Here is a 23,953-nt window from a genome sequence, read left to right on the forward strand (position 1 = left end):
GTAATTTTGCACAAAAGGATGAGACTATGACTATTGAAGACGTACAAAACGAAATTATTGATGAGTTCGCTATGTTTGAAGATTGGGAGGAACGCTACCAATACATGATAGATTTAGGTAAGGACTTACCAATAATAGACGAAAAATATAAGACCGAGGATAATATTATAAAAGGTTGCCAAAGTAAAGTTTGGGTTCATGCCATTATGGAAGATGACAAAGTGAACTTTACTGCAGATAGCGATGCCGTTATAACTAAAGGTATTATAGCGATATTGATTAGAGTATTTTCTAATCAGCATCCTAAAGCCATTCTTGAAGCTAACACAGATTTTATTGATAAAATCGGACTAAAAGAACACTTATCACCAACTAGAGCAAACGGCTTGGTTAGTATGATAAAGCAATTAAAAATGTATGCCATAGCATACCAAACACAATTAAACTAGTTTATCTTTTTTGTTTAAAAGTTAAAAACGAACTCAGAACAATTAAAATTATAAACGCACAAATTTAAAGACATGAGCAAACCAACTATAGATACAGCAGCATTAGGAGAAAAAATCTTAAGAGTTATAAAAACTATTTACGATCCAGAAATCCCTGTAGACATCTACGAATTAGGATTAATCTATGATGTTTTTGTAAACGAAGATTTTGAAGTTAAAATCTTAATGACCTTAACGACGCCAAATTGTCCGGTAGCTGAAACGTTACCTTTAGAGGTTGAAGAAAAAGTGAAGTCTATTAATGAAGTTAAAGATGCTGAAGTAGAGATCACTTTCGATCCACCTTGGTCACAAGAACTTATGAGTGAAGAAGCTAAGTTAGAGCTTGGGATGCTTTAATTAAAATGAATACATGCCAAGACGCAGTCCAAACTCTTTAAAAGACGATAAAAAAACCAGTATTAAATCGTCATTTAATGCTTTAGTTTACATCCCTAGATTTTTTAAAGAAATTTGGAGAGTTAACAAAAGTCTTTTCATATTATCTGCATTCTGTAGACTCATTGGGGCTTTGCTTCCTGTTATCATTTTGTGGATAGGGAAACTAATTATAGATGAAATTATACTACAAATTTCATTAGATGTACCAGACTATACTTCGCTGTGGACCTATGTTGCAGTGGAGTTTGCATTAATTATCCTTTCTGATTTAGTAAGTAGAGCCATTTCCTTAACTGATGGCTTGCTTGGCGATGAATATAGTATTGCGACATCAATAACTATAATTAAGAAAACCAATCAGATTAATATTAGTTTATTAGAAGATTCTGAATTTTACGATAAACTAGAACGGGCCAGAACACAAACTAATGGCCGTGTTGGCTTAATGTCTAATGTTCTTGGGCAAGCACAAAGTGCCATTTCTATTGCAACACTTGTTGCTGGTTTAATTTACTTTGAGCCTTATTTAATTATTCTGTTGGTACTAAGTATTATTCCTTCATTTATAAACGAAGTACGTTTTAGCCAACAACAATATTCTTTAGCAAGAAGCTGGACTTCAGAACGCCGCGAGTTAGATTATTTAAGATTTATAGGTGCAAACGATAAAACAGCGAAAGAAATTAAACTTTTTGGCTTAACCGATTTTGTGGTAAATCGTTTTAAAAACCTATCCGAAGAATATTACCAACTCAATAAATCATTAGCGATAAAGCGTTCTGCTTTAGGTTTTTTATTTAATGTTTTAGGCTCATTAAGTTATTACGGAGCTTATGTATTTATTATTTACCGTGTACTTTCAGGTGCTATTACATTGGGTGAATTAACCTTTTTATCCGGTTCCTTTAATCGCTTAATGCGAAATCTTCAAGATTTCTTTTCAAAATTCACACGTATTTCTGAAAGTGCTTTATACCTAAAAGATTATTTCGATTTTATAGATATTTCAATTGTTTCAAAAGTAAAAGAAGACATTCCGCTACCGAAGAAAATCACTAAAGGTTTTGAGTTTAAAGATGTTCATTTTGCCTATCCAAATTCTGAAGTCGACATTTTAAAAGGCATTACCTTTAATCTGAAAGCCGGTGAAAAACTAGCATTTGTAGGACAGAATGGAGCCGGAAAAACCACTTTAATAAAATTACTATTACGCTTTTACGAGCCTACTTCTGGCGAAATACTATTAGATGGCATAAATATTAACCGTTTCAATATTGCAGAATACCAAGAATACTTCGGAGTCATTTTTCAGGATTTCTTTAGATATGAATTTACCGTTAAAGAAAATATAGCGATTGGAAATATCGATGAGCTACATAATCAAAACAAAATTGAAAATGCCGCGGAATTAAGTTTAGCAAACGAAGTGGTGTCTGAATTAAAACACGGCTACAACCAGCAATTAGGAAAACGTTTTGCTAACGGACAAGAATTATCTGGTGGGCAATGGCAAAAAGTAGCTTTGGCAAGAGCCTACATGAAAAATGCTGAAGTGATGATTTTAGATGAACCAACATCAGCCCTAGATGCCAGAGCAGAAAGCGAAGTATTTGAACGATTTATAGGTCTAACCGAAGGCAAGACCAGTATTATTATTTCGCACCGATTTAGTACGGTTCGCCAAGCAGACAGAATTCTAGTGTTAGAACATGGAAGCGCCTTAGAAATTGGCACACATGACGAACTTATGAAAAACCAAGCCTTGTATTCTGAATTGTTTACACTACAAGCTGAAGGCTATCAGTAAATCATTTACCTTTGTATTATGGCAGAAGAAATTATTAATAGAATTGCAAACAGCAAACTAAAAGTTATAGATTTAGAAGACTATTACCCAAAGGGAGAACGTGTTCTTTTTGATATAAAAGATTGGTTAATGGAAGGCTTAGTACTTCGAGAAAAAGACTTCAGAGCTTTTGTAGCAGAGCACAATTGGTCGCAATACCAAGAGTGCTATGTGGCTTTACATTGTTCTACCGATGCTATAGTGCCAGATTGGGCTTATATGCTAATTTCTATAGAACTTCAACCCTATGCTAAACTCTCTGTAATAGGTTCATTAAGTGATTTAGAGTCTATTTTATATGCTGAAATTATTTCAAATTTAGATATTTCAATATACGAAGGTTTACCTGTAATTATTAAAGGATGTTCTCATAAGCCTGTACCTTCAAATGCCTTAACATTACTATCGCAAAAATTAAAACCTATAGCAAGATCTATTATGTTTGGTGAGGCTTGTTCTTCTGTTCCGCTCTTTAAAAGAAAATAATAACCCCATAAGTGTGACTTTTTAGTGATTATAGGGTCTAAAAAGTGATTTCGTAACTATAAACAGAAATCATTTAATACTTATATTTGCAACTTAAAAATTTAACACAATTGATTATGAACAAAAAACTATTATTAATAGCTATTTTAATGCTATCTGTTACTTTTGGTTTTTCTCAAACTAAGGAAGAATTACAGGCTCAAAAAGCTGAAAAACAAGCAGAAGCCAACAAGTTTCAAGGAGAAGCGAATGCTATACAAAAACAAATTGATGCTTTACCAGGCTGGAGAATAGGTGCTTTTGGTACTATTGGTGGTAGCTTATCTGAATTTAACGATTGGTATTCTCAAGGAACACCAAATAACAGTTCTGGTAATATTGGTATTTCATTTAATGCATTTGCTAATAAAATTGAAGACAAATATTTTTGGAGAAACGCTTTAACTACAAATTTTGCATGGGTAAAATTAGACAATAAAGATGATGCTACGGACAGTGATTCTTTTGAATCTACGACAGATGTTTTTAATATTTCTTCGCTTTATGGTTATAAATTAAGTGAAAAAATTGCTATATCTGCTTTAGGGGAATACAGAACAACAGTATTAGATAACTTTAATGACCCTGGATATTTAGACCTTGGTATTGGTGCAACTTGGACACCTCTTGAAAACTTAATCGTAGTGGTTCACCCTTTAAACTACAACTTTGTTTTTGCTGATGATAGCACTATTTTTGAATCTTCTTTAGGTGCAAAAATTGTAGCAGATTATACACGACAAATTGGTGCTATAAGCTTTAAAACGAATCTTTCTGCATTCCAAAGTTATGAATCTTCTGATTTATCTAACTTTACTTGGACCAACTCATTTAGCTACAAATTATGGAAAATGATTGGTGTTGGTTTCGATTTTGGCTTACGTAGTAATAAGCAAGAAGCATTAGATTACTCGGTTAACACTTTAGGTAATGCTACTGAAACTTTTGATTCTGTAGACAACAAAATACAATCATACTATACCGTTGGTTTAAGCTACGCTTTCTAACAACAACATTTTTAAAATAAGAAACCTGTCTAGATTAAATTTAGACAGGTTTTTTTATACAATTATATTACTCTAATTAAACTTTTTCTTTTTCTCTTTTTTCTTGAAGAGTCGTTTAATAAACCCGTCGCGTTTTGTGGGCTCACAATCTAGATCGCTAAGAACTTGTTCTGAAGGTTTTTCAAATTGTGCTCTGGTTATTGATTTGTAATCACTGTCTTTATTCAATTTCTGATAGAACTTCGCAAAAATAGGTAAGGCTGAATTAGCTCCTTGTCCCATACCTGTAGATTTAAATCCGATGCTGTGATTATCATTACCAACCCAAGTTATAGTTACTAAATTAGGTGTTAAGCCAACAAACCAACCGTCTTTGTTATTTTGTGTAGTTCCTGTTTTACCTGCAATATCATTCTTTAATCCGTAGGTACTTCGCAATCGTGATGCCGTGCCTTTATTAACCGTAGATTTCATCATCTCTAGAAGTACTTGTCTTGTATAATCGCTATAGGCTTGTTCATTAGAAATTTCAGGCTTAAATGTTGCGATGACATTTCCAGATTTATCTTCTATTTTAGTAATATAATAGGGGGTTACAGCTTTGCTTTTATTTAGATAACTCGCATAAGCACCTGTTAAATCCTTCAAACTAATTTCTGCAACTCCCAAAGCTAATGAAGGCTCATTGGGTAGTTTTTTTAAAATTCCTAACTTTTCAACTTGCTCTAAAACTTTCGGAATACCTACCGTTTCCAAAACCTTAACAGAAATAGTATTTACAGAATTACTTAACGCATTTTCTAAAGTGTAGTTAGTATAAGGATCTTCTTCATCACTTCCAGAATTCGTAGGTGTCCAATCGTCATAATTGGTATACGTTACTTTATTTAAAGAAAAATAGGTGCATGGGTTTAAATCATTATTTATAGCAGCAGTATATACAAAGGGTTTAAAGGTAGATCCGACTTGGCGTTCACTTTGTGAAATATGATCGTATTTAAAATATCTGTAATCAATACCACCAACATAAGCTCTTACCGCTCCTGTGGTCGGCTCTACAGACAACATTCCTGTGTTTAAAAATTTAAGATAATGCTTTAAACTATCTATAGTAGATATATTTTTAATGGTGTCGCCTTTCCAACTAAATACATCTGTAGGTCGCTTAATATTTAAAGAATCTTTAATTTGCTGTTCCGTTAATCCTTGGTCTTTATATCTTTTTACTTGGTCTAATTTAGAAATCGCACGTTCTAATAGTTTAGAATTTGTTTCCCAAGGCGAATTATTACCATACGATGTTTCAAAATCGGCTTGAAGTTTACTCATGTGCTCCTTCATGGCGGCTTCCGCTAATTCCTGCATTTTGTAATCTAACGTAGTATGTACAATAAGTCCATCTTTATAAAGATCATAGTCTTCGCCTTCAGGATTTTTTAAAGTATCTAAAATAGACTCTAGTTGTTTCTTTACTTCAGCTCTAAAATAAGGAGCTAAACCTAAATCGTGATTAAAAGAGCGGTACTCTAATTCTAAATCTTGACTTGAATAATACGCTAACGAATCCTCTGAAAGGTAACCATAATTTTTCATCTGATTTAAAACCACATTTCTTCGATTTTTACTACGATCTAAATGCACCCTTGGGTTGTAATAGGTATTGGCTTTTAATGTACCGACTAAAGTTGCCGCTTCAATAATGGAAATATCTTGTACTGATTTATTGAAAAATTTAATGGACGCGCTTTCTATACCATAGGTATTATCTGAAAATGGGACGGTATTGAGATATAAGGTTAAAATTTCGTCTTTAGAATACACGTCCTCAATACGCTGCGCTACAATAGACTCTTTAAATTTATTAATTAGCATACTGAAAAACGCATAATTTTCCCTTCCATATAGATTTTTCGCCAATTGAAGGGTTATCGTACTTCCACCACCTGCAGATTTATCTTGAAGGATTAAATTCTTAACAAACACGCGCATTAAACTAATGTTATCTATACCATCGTGCTCATAGAAACGAGAATCTTCTGTGGCTACTAAAGCTTCAATAAGATGTTTAGGTAAATCTTTAAACGCTACAGGCTGCCTGTCATAGATATAGTACTTTCCTATTAATTTTTCGTCTTTGTCTAAAAGCTGTGTGGCTTGCTCTTGCTTAATAGAACTGATATCTTCTATCGTTGGGACTTTGCCGAATAAGCCTACATATATACTAATATATAGACCAAATAGAAATAACAAAATGGCTGCTATGAGAATAACGAGCCATTTTATCCATTTATTTTTTAATATCTTTTTAATCGAAGTTGTAAAGCGTGATTGGGAAGCTTTCATATAAAAGACCTTTTTATTCTATATCTTCAACGTCGGGATATAGGAAATGATTGTATGGAAAACGCGTTACATGGATTTCTCGCACTTCTTTATAAACACGTTTTCTAAACTCTTCCATATTCTCCTTATTTAGAGCAGAAATAAACAAAGCGTTATCACCAACTCTATTCATCCAAGTTTTTTTCCATTCTTCAATAGTATAATTGGCTTCTGTACGAACCTCTATTAAATCTTCTTCATCAAACGGTTCGGCTTCATAAGCATCAATCTTATTAAATACCATTATCGTTGGTTTGTCCTTGCTTTCAATTTCGTCTAAAATCTGATTTACAGATTCAATATGTTCTTCAAAATTAGTATGTGAAATATCTACAATATGAAGTAATAAATCGGCCTCTCTTACTTCATCTAAAGTACTCTTAAACGATTCTACTAATTGTGTAGGGAGTTTTCTAATAAACCCAACTGTATCACTTACTAAAAAAGGTAAATTACCAATCACTACTTTTCTAACCGTAGTATCGAGTGTTGCAAATAATTTGTTTTCTGCAAATACGTCACTCTTACTAATAACATTCATTAATGTAGATTTCCCTACATTGGTATAACCTACTAAAGCTACGCGTACCATTTTTCCACGATTACCGCGTTGCACAGCTTGCTGCTTGTCTATCGTTTTTATCTTGGCTTTTAATAAAGCTATCTTATCTCTAACAATACGTCTATCCGTTTCAATCTCGGTTTCACCAGGTCCACGCATTCCAATACCACCCTTTTGACGTTCGAGGTGTGTCCACATTCCTTTTAATCGGGGTAATAAATATTCACATTGCGCTAATTCTACTTGCGTTCTGGCATAACTTGTTTGTGCACGTTGCGCAAAAATATCTAAGATAAGATTCGTTCTATCGAGAATCTTACAGTTTAGAATCTTACTAATATTTCGTTCTTGAGCCGGAGTTAATTCGTCATCAAAGATTACAGTACCAATATCATTTTCTTGTACAAAGCTAGCAACCTCTTCCATTTTCCCTGTACCAATAAAAGTTTTAGGATTAGGTAGCGCCATTTTTTGAGTATATCTTTTTATGACTTCACCACCTGCTGTATAGGTTAAAAACTCTAATTCATCCAAGTACTCTTGTGACTTCTCTTCATCTTGATTTTGGGTAACAACACCAATGAGTACGACTTTTTCTAAATCTATATTTTTCTTTTCTATCATAATATATTAAAGTACAAAGTTAAGCAAATGGATTAGTCCTATTAATATTTTAAAAACCTATATTTAATCCTATGAATAATAATATTGACCCTTATACAATTGCATTTTATAATATCGAAAATTTATTCGACATAAAAAAAGACCCTTTAACAAATGATAGAGATTTTTTACCAACATCTCAAAAACGCTGGACTTTAAAACGCTATCAAAATAAATTATTGAAATTAGGAACAGTGATTCCTAAAATAGGTAATGAAGATAATCAATCAGCACCAGTAATAATTGGTTTAGCCGAAGTTGAAAACCAAAACGTCCTCTCAGATTTAGTAAATAGCAAAAACCTTATTGATGAAAATTATAAATACATTCATTTTGATTCTTTAGATGAAAGAGGCATAGATGTAGCCCTATTATATAAACCTGATATTTTTAAAGTAACGCATTCTGAAACCTTTTCGGTATATCTTCAAAATGAAAAAGGAGAGCAAGATTATACTAGAGATATTCTTTTGGTACAAGGAGAACTAAATAATGAATCTATTAACGTAATTGTTAATCACTGGTCATCTCGTAGAGAAGGTGTACGAGAAACTGAATTTAAACGCATAGCATCGGCAGATGTTGTGAATTCTATAATTAAGAAGCTTAAACAGGAAAACTTAAACGCTAAAATTATAGTAATGGGTGACTTTAATGATAATCCTAATTGTAATAGTTTATTGTTACTTGAAGAAGAAAGTGGTCTCTTTAATCCATTTAAAACCGTTTGGTCTCGAGATAACGGAAGTCTAAGTCATAATTTTCAATGGAACTTGTTTGACCAAATTTTAGTCTCTACTAACTTTTTTGATACTAGCAATTCTAACTTAGTATACAGCGATGCTAAAGTTTTTAATAGTAAATTTCTTACTCAATTTGATGGAAAATACAAAGGTCAGCCATTTAGAACCTTTGTAGGCAAAAAATATAAGGGAGGTTACAGCGATCATTTCCCTGTTTTTATCGAATTGAAGCCTTCATAAAAAATAGCCAACCCATTTATCGATTAATACGGTAGTTAATCTATTTTAGCAATGTTAACAACATGTTAATAGTCATTTTTTATATATTCGGGTTCGGATAGAAAAATCGTCTAACCAACGGTATCTATACGATTTGCAACTCTTTTTTTTTGCCAAACAAACAAATATCTTTGTAATCAGATGATTACAAAGGCAATGAACCATTTAACAAACCGATTAATAATGAAAAAAATTACTCTATTTTTAATCATGCTAAGTTTCTTCCTGACGGCTAGTGCACAATATGATTTCCCCGCACTTACAGGCACCACAAATGTGGAAAACTTATCACCTATTACTTTTAATCTTAATAACGCAGCCAATGTAGCTGGCGTACCAGCTTCATCTTCGGGATCGTATTATTCGTTTCTGTTAACTGCAGATTGGACTGCAGGCGGTGGAGGACCTTGGTCTTCCGAAGCAGGTCTCGTAATTACAACAGCTTCAGGGTCTATTACAATGATTGAGCCACCAACCACTTATGGCGCAGCCGGGCAAGATACCGAGATTACATTTTCAGGTCTTCTTCCTGGTTCATATGACCCTACTTCAAATGGTTTTTTAGACATTGAAATAAGTCAGAGTTATCCAAATTCTGATGCTAACTGGTCTAATATTGTTCTTACAATATATGAAAGCCCAACTTGTTTTGAGCCATCAGAAATGGCTACAACGATGTTAACAACTACGACTGTAGACTTAACCTGGAATGCAGGAGACGCAGAAACAGCATGGAATTTAGAATATAATACTACTGATTTTACTCCTGGAAATGGTGAAGCATCAGGAACAGATACAGCTACTGGCACACCTGCAATTTCAATTACAGGTTTAACAGAATCTACATCATATTTTGTTTATTACCAATCTGATTGTGGTACGGCTGACGGTGTTAGCGAATGGGTAGGACCATTTACTTTTTTTACTGGTTATTGTGAATCTTTACCGACATCTGTTGATGGAGATGGTATTGGACAAGTAGAATTAGGAACTGAAACTTTTATTTCTGCGGGTGACGATGTTACCTATGAAGATTTTACCGGAACAACTGTTGACTTGCAGTCTAGCGTAACGGCAAATATGCAAATTACATTTACTACAGGTCCAACCTATAACACGAATATTTGGATAGATTTCAACAATGACTTAATATTTGACAATGACACCGAAATCGTTTTTCAAGGTACAAGTGTAGCAAATAACCCAACTGTATTTAATGCATCTTTTTTAATGCCAGATGTACCTTTAGGTATGTATAACATGAGAGTTGGTACTGCTGACTTTAATCAAACAGCTGCGGCACCAGACCCTTGTTATAGTGGCACATGGGGGGTTACAATGGACTTTACTATAAATGTTTTACCTGCTCCAAGTTGTATTCCACCTAGTGCATTAGCAGCAAATGGAATTGGTGCAAATAGCGCAGAACTTAGTTGGTCTCAAGTAGGAACAGTACCACAATGGAATATTGAAATTGTAACAAATGGCACTGAACCAACAGGATTAGCAACCGATACTGGTATTTCTAACCCCTATAATGCTACAGGATTAACTGGATTAACAAGTTATGACTACTACGTTCAAGCCGATTGTGGCGCAGGTGACCTAAGTGCATGGACTGGACCTTTTACATTTACTACATTATGTGACGTAATAACCCCAGATTATATTCAAAACTTCGCAGATGTTACTTTTACCGTAATCCCAGAATGTTGGAATGAGGCTGATGATGGTAATCCAACCACTGGACCTACAGATTTAGGAGCGAGCTCTTGGACTTCTGATGGATTTCTTAATAACGGTACCACAGGCGCATATAAGTTAAATCTTTACACTCCATTTTTTGGTGATCCTTTAAATGAATGGATATTATCACCGCAATTTGATTTAACTGGTGGTCCTTTTCAAGTAGAATTTGATTTTGGAATTATGGATTTCGCTAGTTCTACACAACCAGGTGTTTTAGGTTCTGATGATGTTGTACAATTTTTAATGTCTACTGATAATGGCCTAACATGGACGGCTTTAATTACTTATGATAATACATCTGCACTACCAATTACGGGCGTACACCCTGTAATAGACTTAACACCATATGGGGGTCAAATAGTACAGTTTGCATTCTACGGTACTAGCGGAACTGTTTCTGATAGTGAAGACAATGATATATTTGTAGATAACTTTAGAGTAAGAGGTATTCCAACCTGTCCTGAACCTACAGATTTATTAGGTACAAACCTAAGTCTAACTTCTACTGAATTAGCTTGGACAGAAAATGGAACTGCTACAACATGGAATATACAATATGGTGAAGCTGGTTTTGCTTTAGGTGACGGTACACTTATAAACGATGTTGCTTCAAACCCTTATATCTTAGAAGGTTTAACATCAGATACTAGTTATGAGTATTATGTACAAGCCATATGTGGTCCTGGTGATATAAGCTCATTTAATGGTCCATTCGAATTCTTTACAGGTTATTGTGCCTCTTTTCCAACATCTAATGATGGTGATGGTGTTAATAATGTTACAATTGGCGTTACAGATTTCCCTAGTGCCGGTGATGTAACTTACGAAAATAATACATCTCCTGCTGTTAATGTTTTTAGAGGACTTGATACTAATATTGAAATTGAGTTTGGACATAGCGCAACATACAATACTATTATGTGGGTTGATTTTAACGATGATTTAGTATTTGATGCTACTGAGATTGTATACCAAGGTGTATCATCTGGTGGTGGCAACCCTCATACACAAGATGCCTCATTTCTTATGCCTGTTACGGCTCCATTAGGTGAGCATAGAATGCGCATAGTCTCAACAGACTTTGCTCAAGCAACTCCAAACCCTTGTTACAATGGCAGTTGGGGTGTTACCTTAGATTTTACGCTTAATGTACAAGAATTAAATTGTACACTAGCAGAAGCAGAATATACAGTAGTCACAGATTGTACCACCGACTCATTTTCTATTGAAGTTAATATTACCGATGTAGGTGATGCAACATCTTTAGAAATTGCGAATAGTTTTAATACCGACACAACTCAGGCGTTTGATGCTGGTATCTATCCAATAGGTCCATTTGATTTTGGTACTGAGGTAAAAATATTTATTACTAACGAACAAGATAACAATTGTACAATTAGCAGTAATAATTATGTGGTTGTAGGTTGTCCTCCAGTTAATGATAATCCATGTAACGCTACAGTAGCAGTTGTTAATGACGACATACTCTGCGCAGTTAGAACCTCAGGGACAATATTAGCGGCAACTACGTCTGATATTCCAGACCCTTCATGTGGTGGATCTGCTGACGATGATGTTTGGTTCCAATTTGAAGCACAAAGTGAATCTCAATTAATTGCTTTAGCAAATATTGCAGGAAGTGATACTAACCTAGGACATGCGCTTTATGAAGGAACTTGTGACAGCTTAGTTGAAATAGCTTGTGCTGAAACTGGCTTTTTTAACGCTGAATTATCTACTGCTACACCGCAACTTACGATAGGAAACACATACTATATTAGAGTATTCTCTTTTGGTACTTCAAACGAAGACACCACATTTGATTTATGTATTACACCTTACGTTGCGCCTGTTAATTTAACGTGTGACTTAGCAGACAATTATTGTAGTGGTAGTGATGCAAGTGATATATTATATACTTACAACACTATAAATGAACTTCCTGGTGATGGCCAAATTGAATGTCTATTTACAACACCTAATCCTACTTACAGTGTTTTAGAAGTTGGAACCTCTGGTGATCTTTTCATTCAAATGGTTCAAAATACTGCTTTTGACGAAAATGACAATCCGATTGGAGATGAGCTAGATGTCGATTTTGTTCTTTGGGGCCCATTTGCACCAGGTGATAGTTTATGTGATTTATCATCAGAAGTAGATTGTAGTTATTCTGCAGCTCCGGTAGAAGATGTAACACTTACAGGTGCTGTTCAGGGTGAAATATACCTTTTACTAATTACTAATTATGCAGAAGGCGCTGGTGTTATTCAAGTGAGACAAACAAATGTTGGTCAACCTGGCTCTGGTAGTACAATAGCAGATATTAATGCCTCTATTGTTAGTAACGAAGTTCCTATTGATCCTACTAATGATCCAGATGAAACGGATGAAGTATCAGTTTGTGGTTTCGAATCTATAACTCTAGAAACGTACTCACCATTTGCAGATGATTTTGTATGGACAAAAGATGGAACTGTAATACCAGGTGAAAACTTAACCTCTCTTGTTGTTACTGAATCAGGTAGCTACCAAGTACAGGCGTTCGATTCACAGTGTAATGCTAATGCATTATCTCAAGTTGTTATTGCAAATCTTTATAAGGATCCAGAATCATTAGCTCCACAAACCATTACAGCATGTGATGGACCAGAAGCAGATGGATCAGAACAATTTGATTTAGACGCTCTATCAACATCTCTCGCTTTAGATGGCTTTACAATAACTTACTATACAAGTACTGCTAATGCTAACCAATTGATTGACGCTGTAGCATCACCATATACCTCAGTTGGAGAAACACTAATTATGAGAATAGAAGATACTGCTGCATATAACAATGGATTTATTGGATGTAGAGAATTATCTCAAGTAGAATTAATTGTAAATGCAAGACCAGTTATTAATCAGCCTGACGATTTTGTTGTCTGTGATGATTTAGATGGTGTTGTAGATGGTGAAACCGTATTTGATTTAGTCTCAATAAATGGTGATGTTACTGCAGATCCAAACATGATTATTTCATATCACACATCACTTGATGATGCAGAGGCAGGAACAGCTGCATTACCTAATTCATACGCTAGTGGAGGTAAAACAATCTATGTAAGAGCACAAGATCCTGTTACAGGTTGTTACGAAACAACATCATTTGCTTTAGAAATTAATTTAGTACCGTTGGCTGAATTTGATCTTCAGTATGATTATATCGTTTGTCCTCCTCCATCAACAGCAACTAAGACGATAGGTATCATACCTACTAACTTTACAGAAGCTGATGTAACTGTTACTTGGACTCTAGATGGTGTTGACTTTAATGGTAGTGGTTTAACATTAACTAATGTTGTGGTTGCAGGTGAATACGCGGCTACAATAACATTTAATGCGAGCGGTTGTTCTAATACAATTACTCAAACGGTTGAAGAAGCTGAAACATGTATTTTCCCAGAAGGTATTTCGCCAGGTGTTTCAATAGGTCAGAATGACAGTTTTGATTTAAGTAGCTTTAATGTTACTAAACTTGAAATATTTAATAGAAACGGAACCCTAGTATATTCAAAAAACAATTATAGAAATGAATGGGTTGGTCAAACTAACGATGGCAATGAGTTACCAGTAGGTACTTATTTCTATACCGTTGTATACGAAGGTGGTGCAAAAACAAAAAGTGCTTGGGTATACATAAACAGATAAATCAATTAACAGAATTAACTTAACTAACAGAATCAACTTATTATAATGAAAAAACTCTCTATTATAGCGGTTTTGCTTTTAGCATTTCAGATGCATGGGCAACAAGACCCTCAGTACACGCAGTACATGTATAATATGAATGTCATTAATCCTGCGTATGCAGGCTCAAAAGAAAATCTTTCTTTTGGACTATTATACAGAAATCAATGGACTAAGATTGATGGTGGACCAGAAACAGGAACGTTCTTTGGGCACACACCTATAGGTAATAACCTAGGTATAGGTCTATCTGTAATTTCTGACCGAATTGGTCCGGTTAAAGAAACAAATGCTTACGTAGATGTTTCTTATACGCTACAATTAGGTGGTGAACACCGTTTAGCATTCGGGGTAAAAGCTGGAGCTACATTTCACGACATTGGTTTAAATTCTGATGTAAGTGTTGTAGATAATACAGATCCATTTTTCGCACAAGATATTAGTAGTACAACACCTAATATTGGAGCAGGTTTCTTTTATTATACGGACAAGTACTATGTATCCTTATCAGTACCAAATTTATTATCATCGGTTCATTTAGATGCTGATGGTTATAAAATAGGATCAGAAACACAGCACTATTTCTTAACTGGTGGTTATGTGTTTGATCTTTCACCTAATACAGAACTTAAACCTTCTGTAATGGTAAAGTCTGCATTTGATGCACCAACATCGTTTGATGTTAACGTCAATGCAAGATTCTATAAGAAATTTGAAATTGGTGCGTCTTATAGATTAGACGACTCATTTTCAGGTTTAGTTAATTTTGCTGTTACACCTTCTTTGAGAATAGGTTATGCTTACGACGCTATATCGTCAGATATTAAAGCGTACGCACCAGCATCTCACGAGGTCATGCTATTGTTTGATCTTAATTTTTCGAAACGTGTTTCTCGTTCACCTAGATACTTTTAATCAGTTAAGCTAAAACAATTATGAAAAACTATAGAATATTATTATTAATTACTCTGATGAGCGGCTTTTACTTAACTGCTCAGAATAAAGATACTAAAAAAGCAGATAAGCAATTTGCTCAATACGAATTTGTAAAGGCCATAGAAAGCTATAATAAGCTCGTAGATAAAGGTGAAGCTGATGCTTATGTTTACGCACAACTTGCTGAAAGTTATTACAACATCTTTAATACTGAAGCTGCTGAACGCTGGTACGCCAAAGCATTGGAGACATCAGATAAACCAGAGATGGTATATAAGTATTCACAAATGCTAAAAGCAAATGGAAAGTACGAAGCTTCTAATGTACAAATGGAAAAGTTTGCATCTATGCGTCCTTCTGATCATCGTGCTGCTGCATTTAGAAAAAACCCTAATTACCTTCCTAAAATATTAGAACAAGGTAAAAAGTTTAATGTTCAGAATGCTGACTTTAACTCTGAGCAGTCAGATTTCGGTGGGATTATGAACGATGGTAAATTGTACATTACATCGGGTCGTAACGATAGTCGTAAAACTTATGGATGGAACGATCAACCATTTTTAGATATTTATACAATTACTAAAAATACAGATGACACATTCCAAGAAGCTGAGTTAGTGAATAACAAAATTAATACGAAATACCACGAAGGTTTAGTATCATTTTCACCAGATGGTAAAACCATGTATTTTTCTAGAGAAAGCTTTTATGAAAAAGATTTTCAAAAAGATTCTTTAAGTAACAGAAAATTTAGTCAACTTTATTTATTTAAAGCTACTAAATTAGGTACGGATTGGGATACTGTTGAAACGTTATCTGTTAATAGCGAAAACTACTCAGTTAAAAATCCAGCGGTAAGTGCAGAAGGTAAAACTCTATATTTTGCTTCAGATATGCCAGGAGGTTTTGGTGGTTTTGATATTTACAAAGCACCAATAAATAACGACGGTACTTTAGGTGAAGCAGTAAATTTAGGTCAAAAAGTAAATACAGAAGGACAAGAAATGTTCCCTTATGTTAGTAGTAATAATACACTTTACTTTTCATCTACAGGTCATTTAGGTCTTGGTGGATTAGACGTTTTTTACACAAAAGAAATTGATGGAAAAATGGCACCTATCCGTAACCTAGGAATTCCTATCAACAGTAACGGAGATGATTTTGCATTCACTATTGACGAAGATAAGGATGAAGGATTTGTATCTTCTAACAGAGACGGCGGAAAAGGTAGTGATGATGTATATTCATTTAAAAAACTACAACCACTATGTGACGTATTAATCACTACAACAGTATTAGACGATAAAACTCGCGAACCTCTAAGTGGAGCATCTGTTTCTTTATTTGATGCTGAAGGAAATAAAGTAGTTTCAAAAACAACTAACGCAGAAGGTGTTGTAGAATTCATTGTAGAATGTGAAGAAGACACCGAGTTAGAAGTTGTTATGGACGGTTTTGACAGTAAAAAAGTACAAGTAAAAGGTACTAACGAAGAAGAAAATAATGTTCAGATTTCTTTAGATCCTATTGAGAAGTTAATTGCAGCTGAAACAATTGATTTAGCCCCAATTTTCTTCGAGTTTGATCAGTCTAACATCACAGCTCAAGCTGCTTTTGAATTAGATAAATTAGTTCAAATAATGACTAAGTATCCTGAAATGGTTATTAAAGCAACATCACATACAGATAATAGAGGTCCAGATTCTTATAATAACGCACTTTCTGAGCGTAGAGCAAAAACTACCGTTCAGTATGTAATATCTAAGGGAATCGATGAAGCTCGTATCTCTGGTGAAGGTAAAGGAGAAACAGAACCTAAAGTAAATTGCGCAACAGGTTGTACTAAAGAACAACATGCAGAAAACAGACGTTCTGAGTTTATTATTGTTAGCGGAGCACTTGCTGCAGAATAAACACTATTATTATTGAATGAAAAAAAGCTCTGAATTATTTCAGAGCTTTTTTTATTAACGCAATTTATAACCTTTAGCTGCCCACCACGGATGCATTTCAATGATTAAACGACCTGCCTTAACCATTGGGTCAGAATTAGCTAAACTATCCGCCATTTTTTGTGTTGGCACATTATAAATAGTAATGCCTCTTATATCACCATCATCACCAAAGGGTCCTGAAATATCTGCATAACCTAAATCGTACATTTTGCCCAAATGAGCCAAATGCTCTTCTTGAAGAATAACAACTTCTTCTTCATTTTGGTTTCGGATTGGTCCATCTTTAAGAAAGGCCATAAAATATTGTTGCATTAATACAGTATCATTTGTTTTCTCATTTACATAATCAAAAACTTTAAAGCCTCTTGTTGTTAATTCCTCTTTAAGAGCCGCGATAGATTGTTTTTCTAATTTAGGAGCTTCAGGTTCTTCAGTAACTTTGTCCATAGGCTCTACAACAATTGGTTCTTCCGTAATGATTTCTGATTTAACTTCCTCTTTACATGAGACAATGCCAAAAATAAAAACCAATAAGACTAGTACTCGTTTTAATGTTTCCATAGTTTATAAGGGGTTTTAATTAATAAAGAATTATAATATTTTAGATCTCCAGTGACTTCTTTACCAAGCCAATATGGTTTTTTATACGATTCATTTTCAGCATTTAATTCAACTTCAGCAACAATTAAACCTTCATTATCACCATAGAACTCATCAATTTCAAAAACATGATTATTAGACTTTACTTCATATCGCGTTTTATTAATGATTCCAGGTTCGCATAGTTGCAATAAGGCTTCAGCTTCAGGTTTTGAAATTTCTTTTTCCCACTCAAAACGCGACAAACCATTCGCTGTAGACTTACCTTTAACCGTTAGATATCCTTTGTCATTTTTTAATCTTACTCTAACTGTTCGCGCTTTATCACTATTTAAAAAACCCTGTTTTATAACGTAGGAAGTATGTGCTTCTGTTTTAAAAGCATCAGAATTTACCAAAAATTTTCGTTCTATTTCAATCATTACAAGTCTTAATAATTACAATTTAAAAGGCATTTAATGCCTAAATTTACAGTATGATTAACGATTTACCAATAAGAAAGATAATTCATGTAGATATGGATGCATTTTATGCCTCTGTAGCGCAGATGGATAATCCCGAACTTAAAGGTAAACCTATTGCTGTTGGAGGTGGTGGAACACGAGGTGTTGTTAGTGCTGCGAGTTATGAAGCTCGTAAATTTGGAGTAAAAAGTGCGATGTCTGGTCGGTTGGCTATAAAACTATGCCCCGAACTTATTTTTGTAAAAACAGACTTTGAACGTTACACTGAAATTTCTAAGCGTATTAGAAAGATTTTTTTAGAATACACAGATTTGGTAGAGCCTTTATCGCTAGATGAAGCTTATTTAGACGTCACAGAAAATAAAATAGGATTCCCTAGTGCATCATTAATTGCAGAAGAGATACGACAACGGATTTTTAATGAAGTAGGCTTAACGGCTTCCGCAGGTATCTCTATTAATAAATTTATTGCTAAAGTAGCTAGCGACTATAATAAACCCAACGGACAGAAAACAGTAAATCCAGAAGATGTCTTTCAATTTTTAGAAGATTTAGACATTCGCAAATTTTATGGTGTAGGCAAAGTCACAGCCGAAAAAATGTATCAAAAAGGCATTTTTACGGGTAAAGATTTAAAAGCAAAATCCTTAGAGTATTTAGATAAAAACTTTGGTAAATCTGGACGCTACTACTATGATGTTGTACGCGGTATTCATTTCAGTGAAGTTAAACCCAACCGGATTAGAAAATCATTAGCAGCAGAACGTACGTTTAGCAAAAATCTATCATCAGAAATTTTTATGCTCGAAAAATTAGAGCATATATCAGAAGAGGTTTCAAAACGACTTACTAAAAGTAAAGTCTCGGGTAAAACCATAACTTTAAAAATAAAATATAGCGACTTTACGTTGCAAACACGAAGTAAAACGTTACCCTATTTTGTAAGTGATCAATCTATTATACTCGAAACCGCTAAAGATTTACTTTATCAAAATAAGTTGAATAATTCTGTTCGGCTTTTAGGCATCTCTTTATCTAATCTAAATACCGAAAAGCCTAAAAAGCCCAAGTCATCAGATCAAGAAAAAAAAACCGTTAGTGTTCAGTTAAAATTTAGCTTTTAACTTTTATATGATTTTATACAACCGAAATTAAGATTAAACCATACATTTTTCAACATAAAAAATGCAGTATCGTTTAACAACAATACTGCATTTCTTTTATCTTAATTATTAAGGCTAGTCTCTAAAAACTACAACTTTCAATTTCTGAAACTCGTAATGTATTTACCATTCCTTTATCTTGTATTGGCATTGCTGCTAAACTAATTAACATGTCACCAACTTCTAAATATCCTTTTTTACAAGCAATTGCGTTTACATCTTCAATCGTTTCATCTGTACTTACAAATTTGTCATAATAGAACGCTGTAACACCCCAAAGTAAACTTAGTTGCGTTAAAATACGTCTGTTTGATGTAAATACTAAAATATGAGCAGATGGTCTCCATGCCGAAATCTGAAAGGCTGTATAACCACTATTTGTTAATGTAGAAATTGCTTTTGCATTTATCTCATTTGCCATATTAGCCGCGTGATAACAAATAGCTTTAGTAATATATCGCTTTGTACGAATATGCGGTGGAGATTGTGGCACTTCAATAAGTGGAGAATCTTCTACACTTCGTATGATATTTGACATTTGACGAATAACCTGAACCGGATACTGTCCAACAGATGTTTCACCAGATAACATTACAGCATCTGCACCATCCATAACAGAATTGGCAACATCATTAACCTCTGCACGTGTTGGTGTTAAGCTTGTAATCATGGTTTCCATCATTTGGGTCGCAATAATTACAGGAATTCTAGCGCGTTTAGCTCTTAGCACTAACTGCTTTTGAATTAACGGCACTTCTTCCGCAGGAATTTCAACACCTAAATCACCACGAGCTACCATTAAACCATCACAATACGCAACAATTTTATCGATATTCTCAACAGCTTCTGGCTTTTCAATCTTAGCTATAATTGGAATTTTATGATCACTATGTTGAGAAATCAACTGTTCTAATTCCATTAAATCTTCTGCATGACGCACAAATGATAAAGCAATCCAATCCACTTTTTGCCCAATGGCGAAAATAGCATCTTCAATATCTTTTTCTGTTAAAGCAGGTTGCGAAATATTTGTATTTGGAAGGTTAACTCCTTTTTTAGATTTTAAAGGACCTCCTTGTATAACTCTTGCTTTTACTTCAGAAATTTTATCTGTAGAAACAACTTCAAAAATTAATTTTCCATCATCTAATAAAATACGTTCACCTGGTTTTGCATCTTGTGGAAACTTATCATACGTCATATAGACGCGTTCTTTAGTTCCTTCGAAACGTTCGCCTGTAGCAAAAATAATTTCGTCGCCAGGATTTACAAATACTTCACCTTTCATGGTTCCGACACGTAATTTAGGACCTTGAAGATCTCCTAAAATTGAAGCATTGTACCCAAACTCTTCATTGAGTTCTCTAATCATTTTTATACGTTCTTCAACGTCTTTATAATCTGCATGAGAGAAGTTAATTCTAAATACATTACACCCTTCATCTAGCATTGCTTTCAATACTTCTTTGGTGCTCGTTGCAGGACCTAGTGTGGCTACTATTTTTGTTTTCTTGTTTGACATCAATTCAAAAAATTAGATGGTCTTTCGACCTTATTTTTAACGGATCTACCGTATAACTTGTTATAATTTGCGGAATGGCTTTTAACTTATTTAGAATAAGATTTTCGTCTACATTCTGTATTTCGTCTGAAATTTTAATGAAATAGTCTACCTTCTTAAATTCAGGAATTAGGTGAAACGTTTTAAGTACTTTTTCAGTATCGCTAAACAATGTTCCTGTGCTGTGCAAACTATCTTCCTCCTTCTTACAGACGTTAGAAATTAAATTCCACATCACGTATTCTGTCTCATTATCCCATTCAAAAATACTGTATGAGGACTCTAAATATTTAAAGTCTATATCTGCATCCTTACGTTCTAACTTAAGCTCTAAATGCTTGTTCAGCAAATAGGCCAATCGATAATCTTCTACCCTACAATGAATCGCAATTAGTTTATAGGAATCATCGTAGAAATCATCTACCTGAAGTTTGTGTAAAGCCATACAATTATAACTTTGAAGTGTAAATATAGTATAATAATAACTTAAGTTTATTAAGAAAATGCTAAGATTAGCTCTTAAAATCTACGAAAACGTTATAGTTCTATTGATTTAATTTTGTTGAGAGATTAAATACTATTGAAGCTTGGTTATTTGATTTTGTAAAGCAAAAAATGCGCGTTTAGAGGCTTTTTCTTCCGCTTTTTTCTTAGATGTTGCTCGTGCCTTAGAAACCACTTTATTATTTATGGTAAGTTTTACAGAAAAATGCTTTAACTCATCCTTACCTGTATCTTCATACACATCGTAATCGAAAGTATTTTTCTCTTTTTGGCACCACTCTATTAGTAAACTTTTATAGCTAATAACTTTTCCTTCTAAAGATTCAATATCTACATGTGGATTAATAACTCGCTTATAAATGAATTTTTCGCAAAAGCGATAGCCTTTATCTAAGTAAATAGCCCCAACTAAAGCTTCAAAAAGATTGCCATGAATATTATTTCCAAAATTAGATGTTGGTATTTTACTTTCAACAAGATTGATAAGTCCTAACTCTTCACCCAACTTATTAAGATGTTCTCTACTAACAACCTTAGAACGCATTTTTGTGAGATAGCCTTCATCTCCATGCGGTACTTTTTCAAATAGATATGCAGCAATTACAGATCCTAGTATGGCATCCCCAACAAATTCTAAGCGCTCATAATTAATGGTATTACCTTTATCGTCCTTTAAATTCATAGAACGATGGGTAAAAGCAGTGATGTAGAGTGCTTTAGTCTTAGGTTTAAACCCAAGGATCTCCTTAATTTTTAAAAAAAAATTCCCGTCTTCTTGAGAGCGGGAATTTAATATGTTACGAATGAAACTCATTCAGGATTAATCTAGTTTTTTAAATAATACACAGGCGTTGTGTCCGCCAAATCCGAAGGTATTACTCATCGCGACTTTAATATCTCGTTTCTGAGCTTTATTGAGCGTTAAGTTTAATTCTGGATCGATGTTTTCGTCAACCGTTTCATGATTGATTGTTGGTGGTACAATACCATGTTGCATAGCTAATATAGAGGCAATAGACTCAATAGCACCAGCAGCACCCAACAAGTGACCTGTCATCGATTTTGTTGAATTAATATTAATGTTTTTAGCATGACTGCCAAATACTTCAGATATAGCTTTTAACTCCGCAACATCACCTAAAGGTGTTGAAGTTCCGTGTGTATTAATATGATCTACATCTTCAGGATTTAAACCAGCATTTTCTAAACAATTTTTCATTACCGCAACAACACCAATTCCGTCAGGATGTGGAGCTGTCATATGATAAGCATCTGAAGATAAACCTCCACCTACAACTTCTGCGTAGATTTTAGCTCCTCTTGCTTTTGCATGCTCGTACTCTTCTAAGATAATCGCACCAGCACCTTCACCTAATACAAAACCGTCTCGGTTAGCATCAAATGGTCTAGAAGCTGTTTGTGGATCATCATTTCGCGTACTCATGGCATGCATAGCATTAAACCCTCCCATACCAGCGATAGTAACTGCAGCTTCACTTCCTCCTGTAATAATCACGTCACAAGTACCTAAACGAATTGTGTTTAAGGCATCGATCATTGAATTTGCAGAAGACGCACATGCAGAGACTGTAGTATAATTAGGCCCCATAAAACCATATTTTATAGATATGTTTCCTGGTGCTATATCAGCAATCATTTTTGGAATGAAGAATGGGTTAAATCGAGGTGTTCCGTCACCAGCAGCAAAGTTTAACACTTCGTCTTGAAATGTTTCTAAACCACCAATACCAGCTCCCCAAATGACTCCGACTCTTAATTTGTTTACAGCGTCTAAATCTAGTTTTGAGTCTGCAATTGCTTCGTCCGAAGCGACCATTGCATACTGTGAAAACTTATCCATTCGCTTTGCTAACTTTCTATCAATAAAGTCAGTAACCTCAAAGTTTTTTATTTCACAAGCGAACTTTGTCTTGAACTTTTCAGGGTCAAAATGTGTCACAGGAGCAGCACCACTCTTTCCACTTATAAGAGCTTCCCAATATTCGTCTTTGGTATTTCCTATTGGCGTAAGTGCACCTAAACCCGTTACTACGACTCGCTTTAATTCCATAAAATTTGAGTTATTATTTTGCTCCTTCTATATAAGAAACCGCTTGACCAACTGTAGCAATGTTCTCAGCTTGATCGTCTGGTATTTGAATATCGAATTCTTTTTCGAATTCCATTATTAATTCTACAGTATCTAATGAATCCGCTCCTAAATCGTTTGTGAAGCTTGCTTCAGTTACAACTTCGTTTTCATCAACACCTAATTTATCTACGATAATCGCTTTTACTCGTGATGCAATGTCTGACATAATTTTTTAATTTTAAGTTTTAATTAGACGGCAAAAATAAAAAACTTTATTTGAATATTCATCTTTACCGATAAAAT

19 protein-coding genes are annotated in these 23,953 nt (G+C 34.2%); 10 read left to right on the forward strand and 9 right to left on the reverse strand.

What is annotated here, in order from left to right:
• Positions 1-26 precede the first annotated feature (26 nt).
• From DFQ09_RS03675 to DFQ09_RS03695, 5 genes are all read left to right on the forward strand, one after another.
• Positions 27-449, forward strand: coding sequence for a SufE family protein (locus tag DFQ09_RS03675; protein ID WP_115808291.1), 423 nt, complete (start codon positions 27-29; stop codon positions 447-449).
• Positions 450-521: 72 nt separating this feature from the next.
• The gene (locus DFQ09_RS03680) at positions 522-848 is read left to right on the forward strand and encodes a DUF59 domain-containing protein (protein WP_020897552.1); all 327 of its coding nucleotides are present in this window, start codon (positions 522-524) and stop codon (positions 846-848) included.
• A gap of 13 nt (positions 849-861) precedes the next feature.
• Positions 862-2,697 carry an ABC transporter ATP-binding protein gene (locus DFQ09_RS03685; protein WP_115808292.1) on the forward strand — a complete coding sequence of 612 codons (1,836 nt, stop codon included), beginning with the start codon at positions 862-864 and terminating at the stop codon, positions 2,695-2,697.
• Positions 2,698-2,715: 18 nt separating this feature from the next.
• Positions 2,716-3,222 carry a DUF2480 family protein gene (locus DFQ09_RS03690; RefSeq protein WP_115808293.1) on the forward strand — a complete coding sequence of 169 codons (507 nt, stop codon included), beginning with the start codon at positions 2,716-2,718 and terminating at the stop codon, positions 3,220-3,222.
• Positions 3,223-3,338: 116 nt separating this feature from the next.
• On the forward strand, positions 3,339-4,268 hold the full coding sequence (locus DFQ09_RS03695; protein WP_115808294.1) for a DUF3078 domain-containing protein: 930 nt from the start codon (positions 3,339-3,341) through the stop codon (positions 4,266-4,268).
• A gap of 72 nt (positions 4,269-4,340) precedes the next feature.
• Here the strand turns inward: DFQ09_RS03695 and DFQ09_RS03700 are convergent, their stop codons facing one another.
• Positions 4,341-6,611, reverse strand: coding sequence for a transglycosylase domain-containing protein (locus tag DFQ09_RS03700; protein WP_115808295.1), 2,271 nt, complete (start codon positions 6,609-6,611; stop codon positions 4,341-4,343).
• Between the two features lie 13 nt (positions 6,612-6,624).
• Positions 6,625-7,836, reverse strand: coding sequence for a GTPase HflX (hflX, locus tag DFQ09_RS03705; RefSeq protein ID WP_115808296.1), 1,212 nt, complete (start codon positions 7,834-7,836; stop codon positions 6,625-6,627).
• Positions 7,837-7,907: 71 nt separating this feature from the next.
• Here hflX and DFQ09_RS03710 point away from each other — a divergent pair, with 71 nt between their 5' ends.
• The 4 genes from DFQ09_RS03710 to DFQ09_RS03725 all read left to right on the forward strand — a co-directional run bounded on the left by DFQ09_RS03710 (position 7,908) and on the right by DFQ09_RS03725 (position 17,224).
• Positions 7,908-8,858 (forward strand): endonuclease/exonuclease/phosphatase family protein, encoded by a 951-nt coding sequence (locus tag DFQ09_RS03710; protein WP_115808297.1) that lies wholly within the window; start codon positions 7,908-7,910, stop codon positions 8,856-8,858.
• Between the two features lie 222 nt (positions 8,859-9,080).
• Positions 9,081-14,336 carry a GEVED domain-containing protein gene (locus DFQ09_RS03715; RefSeq protein ID WP_181897136.1) on the forward strand — a complete coding sequence of 1,752 codons (5,256 nt, stop codon included), beginning with the start codon at positions 9,081-9,083 and terminating at the stop codon, positions 14,334-14,336.
• Positions 14,337-14,381: 45 nt separating this feature from the next.
• A complete protein-coding gene (locus tag DFQ09_RS03720) occupies positions 14,382-15,290 on the forward strand; it encodes a PorP/SprF family type IX secretion system membrane protein (RefSeq protein ID WP_115808299.1) in 909 nt (302 codons plus the stop codon).
• Between the two features lie 20 nt (positions 15,291-15,310).
• A complete protein-coding gene (locus tag DFQ09_RS03725; protein ID WP_115808300.1) occupies positions 15,311-17,224 on the forward strand; it encodes an OmpA family protein in 1,914 nt (637 codons plus the stop codon).
• A gap of 54 nt (positions 17,225-17,278) precedes the next feature.
• Here DFQ09_RS03725 and DFQ09_RS03730 read toward each other — a convergent pair whose 3' ends face one another.
• Both DFQ09_RS03730 and DFQ09_RS03735 read right to left on the reverse strand, forming a co-directional pair.
• A complete protein-coding gene (locus DFQ09_RS03730; RefSeq protein ID WP_181897137.1) occupies positions 17,279-17,827 on the reverse strand; it encodes a YciI family protein in 549 nt (182 codons plus the stop codon).
• The gene (locus DFQ09_RS03735; protein ID WP_115808301.1) at positions 17,815-18,288 is read right to left on the reverse strand and encodes a CYTH domain-containing protein; all 474 of its coding nucleotides are present in this window, start codon (positions 18,286-18,288) and stop codon (positions 17,815-17,817) included. Before DFQ09_RS03735 ends, DFQ09_RS03730 begins: the two co-directional genes overlap by 13 nt.
• A gap of 53 nt (positions 18,289-18,341) precedes the next feature.
• Here DFQ09_RS03735 and dinB point away from each other — a divergent pair, with 53 nt between their 5' ends.
• Positions 18,342-19,454, forward strand: a complete 1,113-nt coding sequence (gene dinB / locus DFQ09_RS03740; protein WP_115808302.1) for a DNA polymerase IV — start codon at positions 18,342-18,344, stop codon at positions 19,452-19,454.
• Between the two features lie 121 nt (positions 19,455-19,575).
• Here dinB and pyk read toward each other — a convergent pair whose 3' ends face one another.
• From pyk to DFQ09_RS03765, 5 genes are all read right to left on the reverse strand, one after another.
• Positions 19,576-21,018 (reverse strand): pyruvate kinase, encoded by a 1,443-nt coding sequence (gene pyk / locus DFQ09_RS03745; protein WP_115808303.1) that lies wholly within the window; start codon positions 21,016-21,018, stop codon positions 19,576-19,578.
• 1 nt (position 21,019) lies between these two features.
• Positions 21,020-21,499, reverse strand: coding sequence for an IPExxxVDY family protein (locus tag DFQ09_RS03750; RefSeq protein ID WP_115808304.1), 480 nt, complete (start codon positions 21,497-21,499; stop codon positions 21,020-21,022).
• Between the two features lie 132 nt (positions 21,500-21,631).
• On the reverse strand, positions 21,632-22,372 hold the full coding sequence (gene rnc, locus DFQ09_RS03755) for a ribonuclease III (RefSeq protein ID WP_115808305.1): 741 nt from the start codon (positions 22,370-22,372) through the stop codon (positions 21,632-21,634).
• 6 nt (positions 22,373-22,378) lie between these two features.
• Positions 22,379-23,629 (reverse strand): beta-ketoacyl-ACP synthase II, encoded by a 1,251-nt coding sequence (fabF, locus tag DFQ09_RS03760; RefSeq protein WP_115808306.1) that lies wholly within the window; start codon positions 23,627-23,629, stop codon positions 22,379-22,381.
• A gap of 13 nt (positions 23,630-23,642) precedes the next feature.
• Complete coding sequence (locus DFQ09_RS03765; RefSeq protein ID WP_020897533.1) at positions 23,643-23,876, reverse strand: acyl carrier protein; 234 nt, start codon at positions 23,874-23,876, stop codon at positions 23,643-23,645.
• Positions 23,877-23,953 lie beyond the last annotated feature (77 nt).

It is taken from the genome of Winogradskyella pacifica (assembly GCF_003386275.1).
GTDB lineage: Bacteria > Bacteroidota > Bacteroidia > Flavobacteriales > Flavobacteriaceae > Winogradskyella > Winogradskyella pacifica.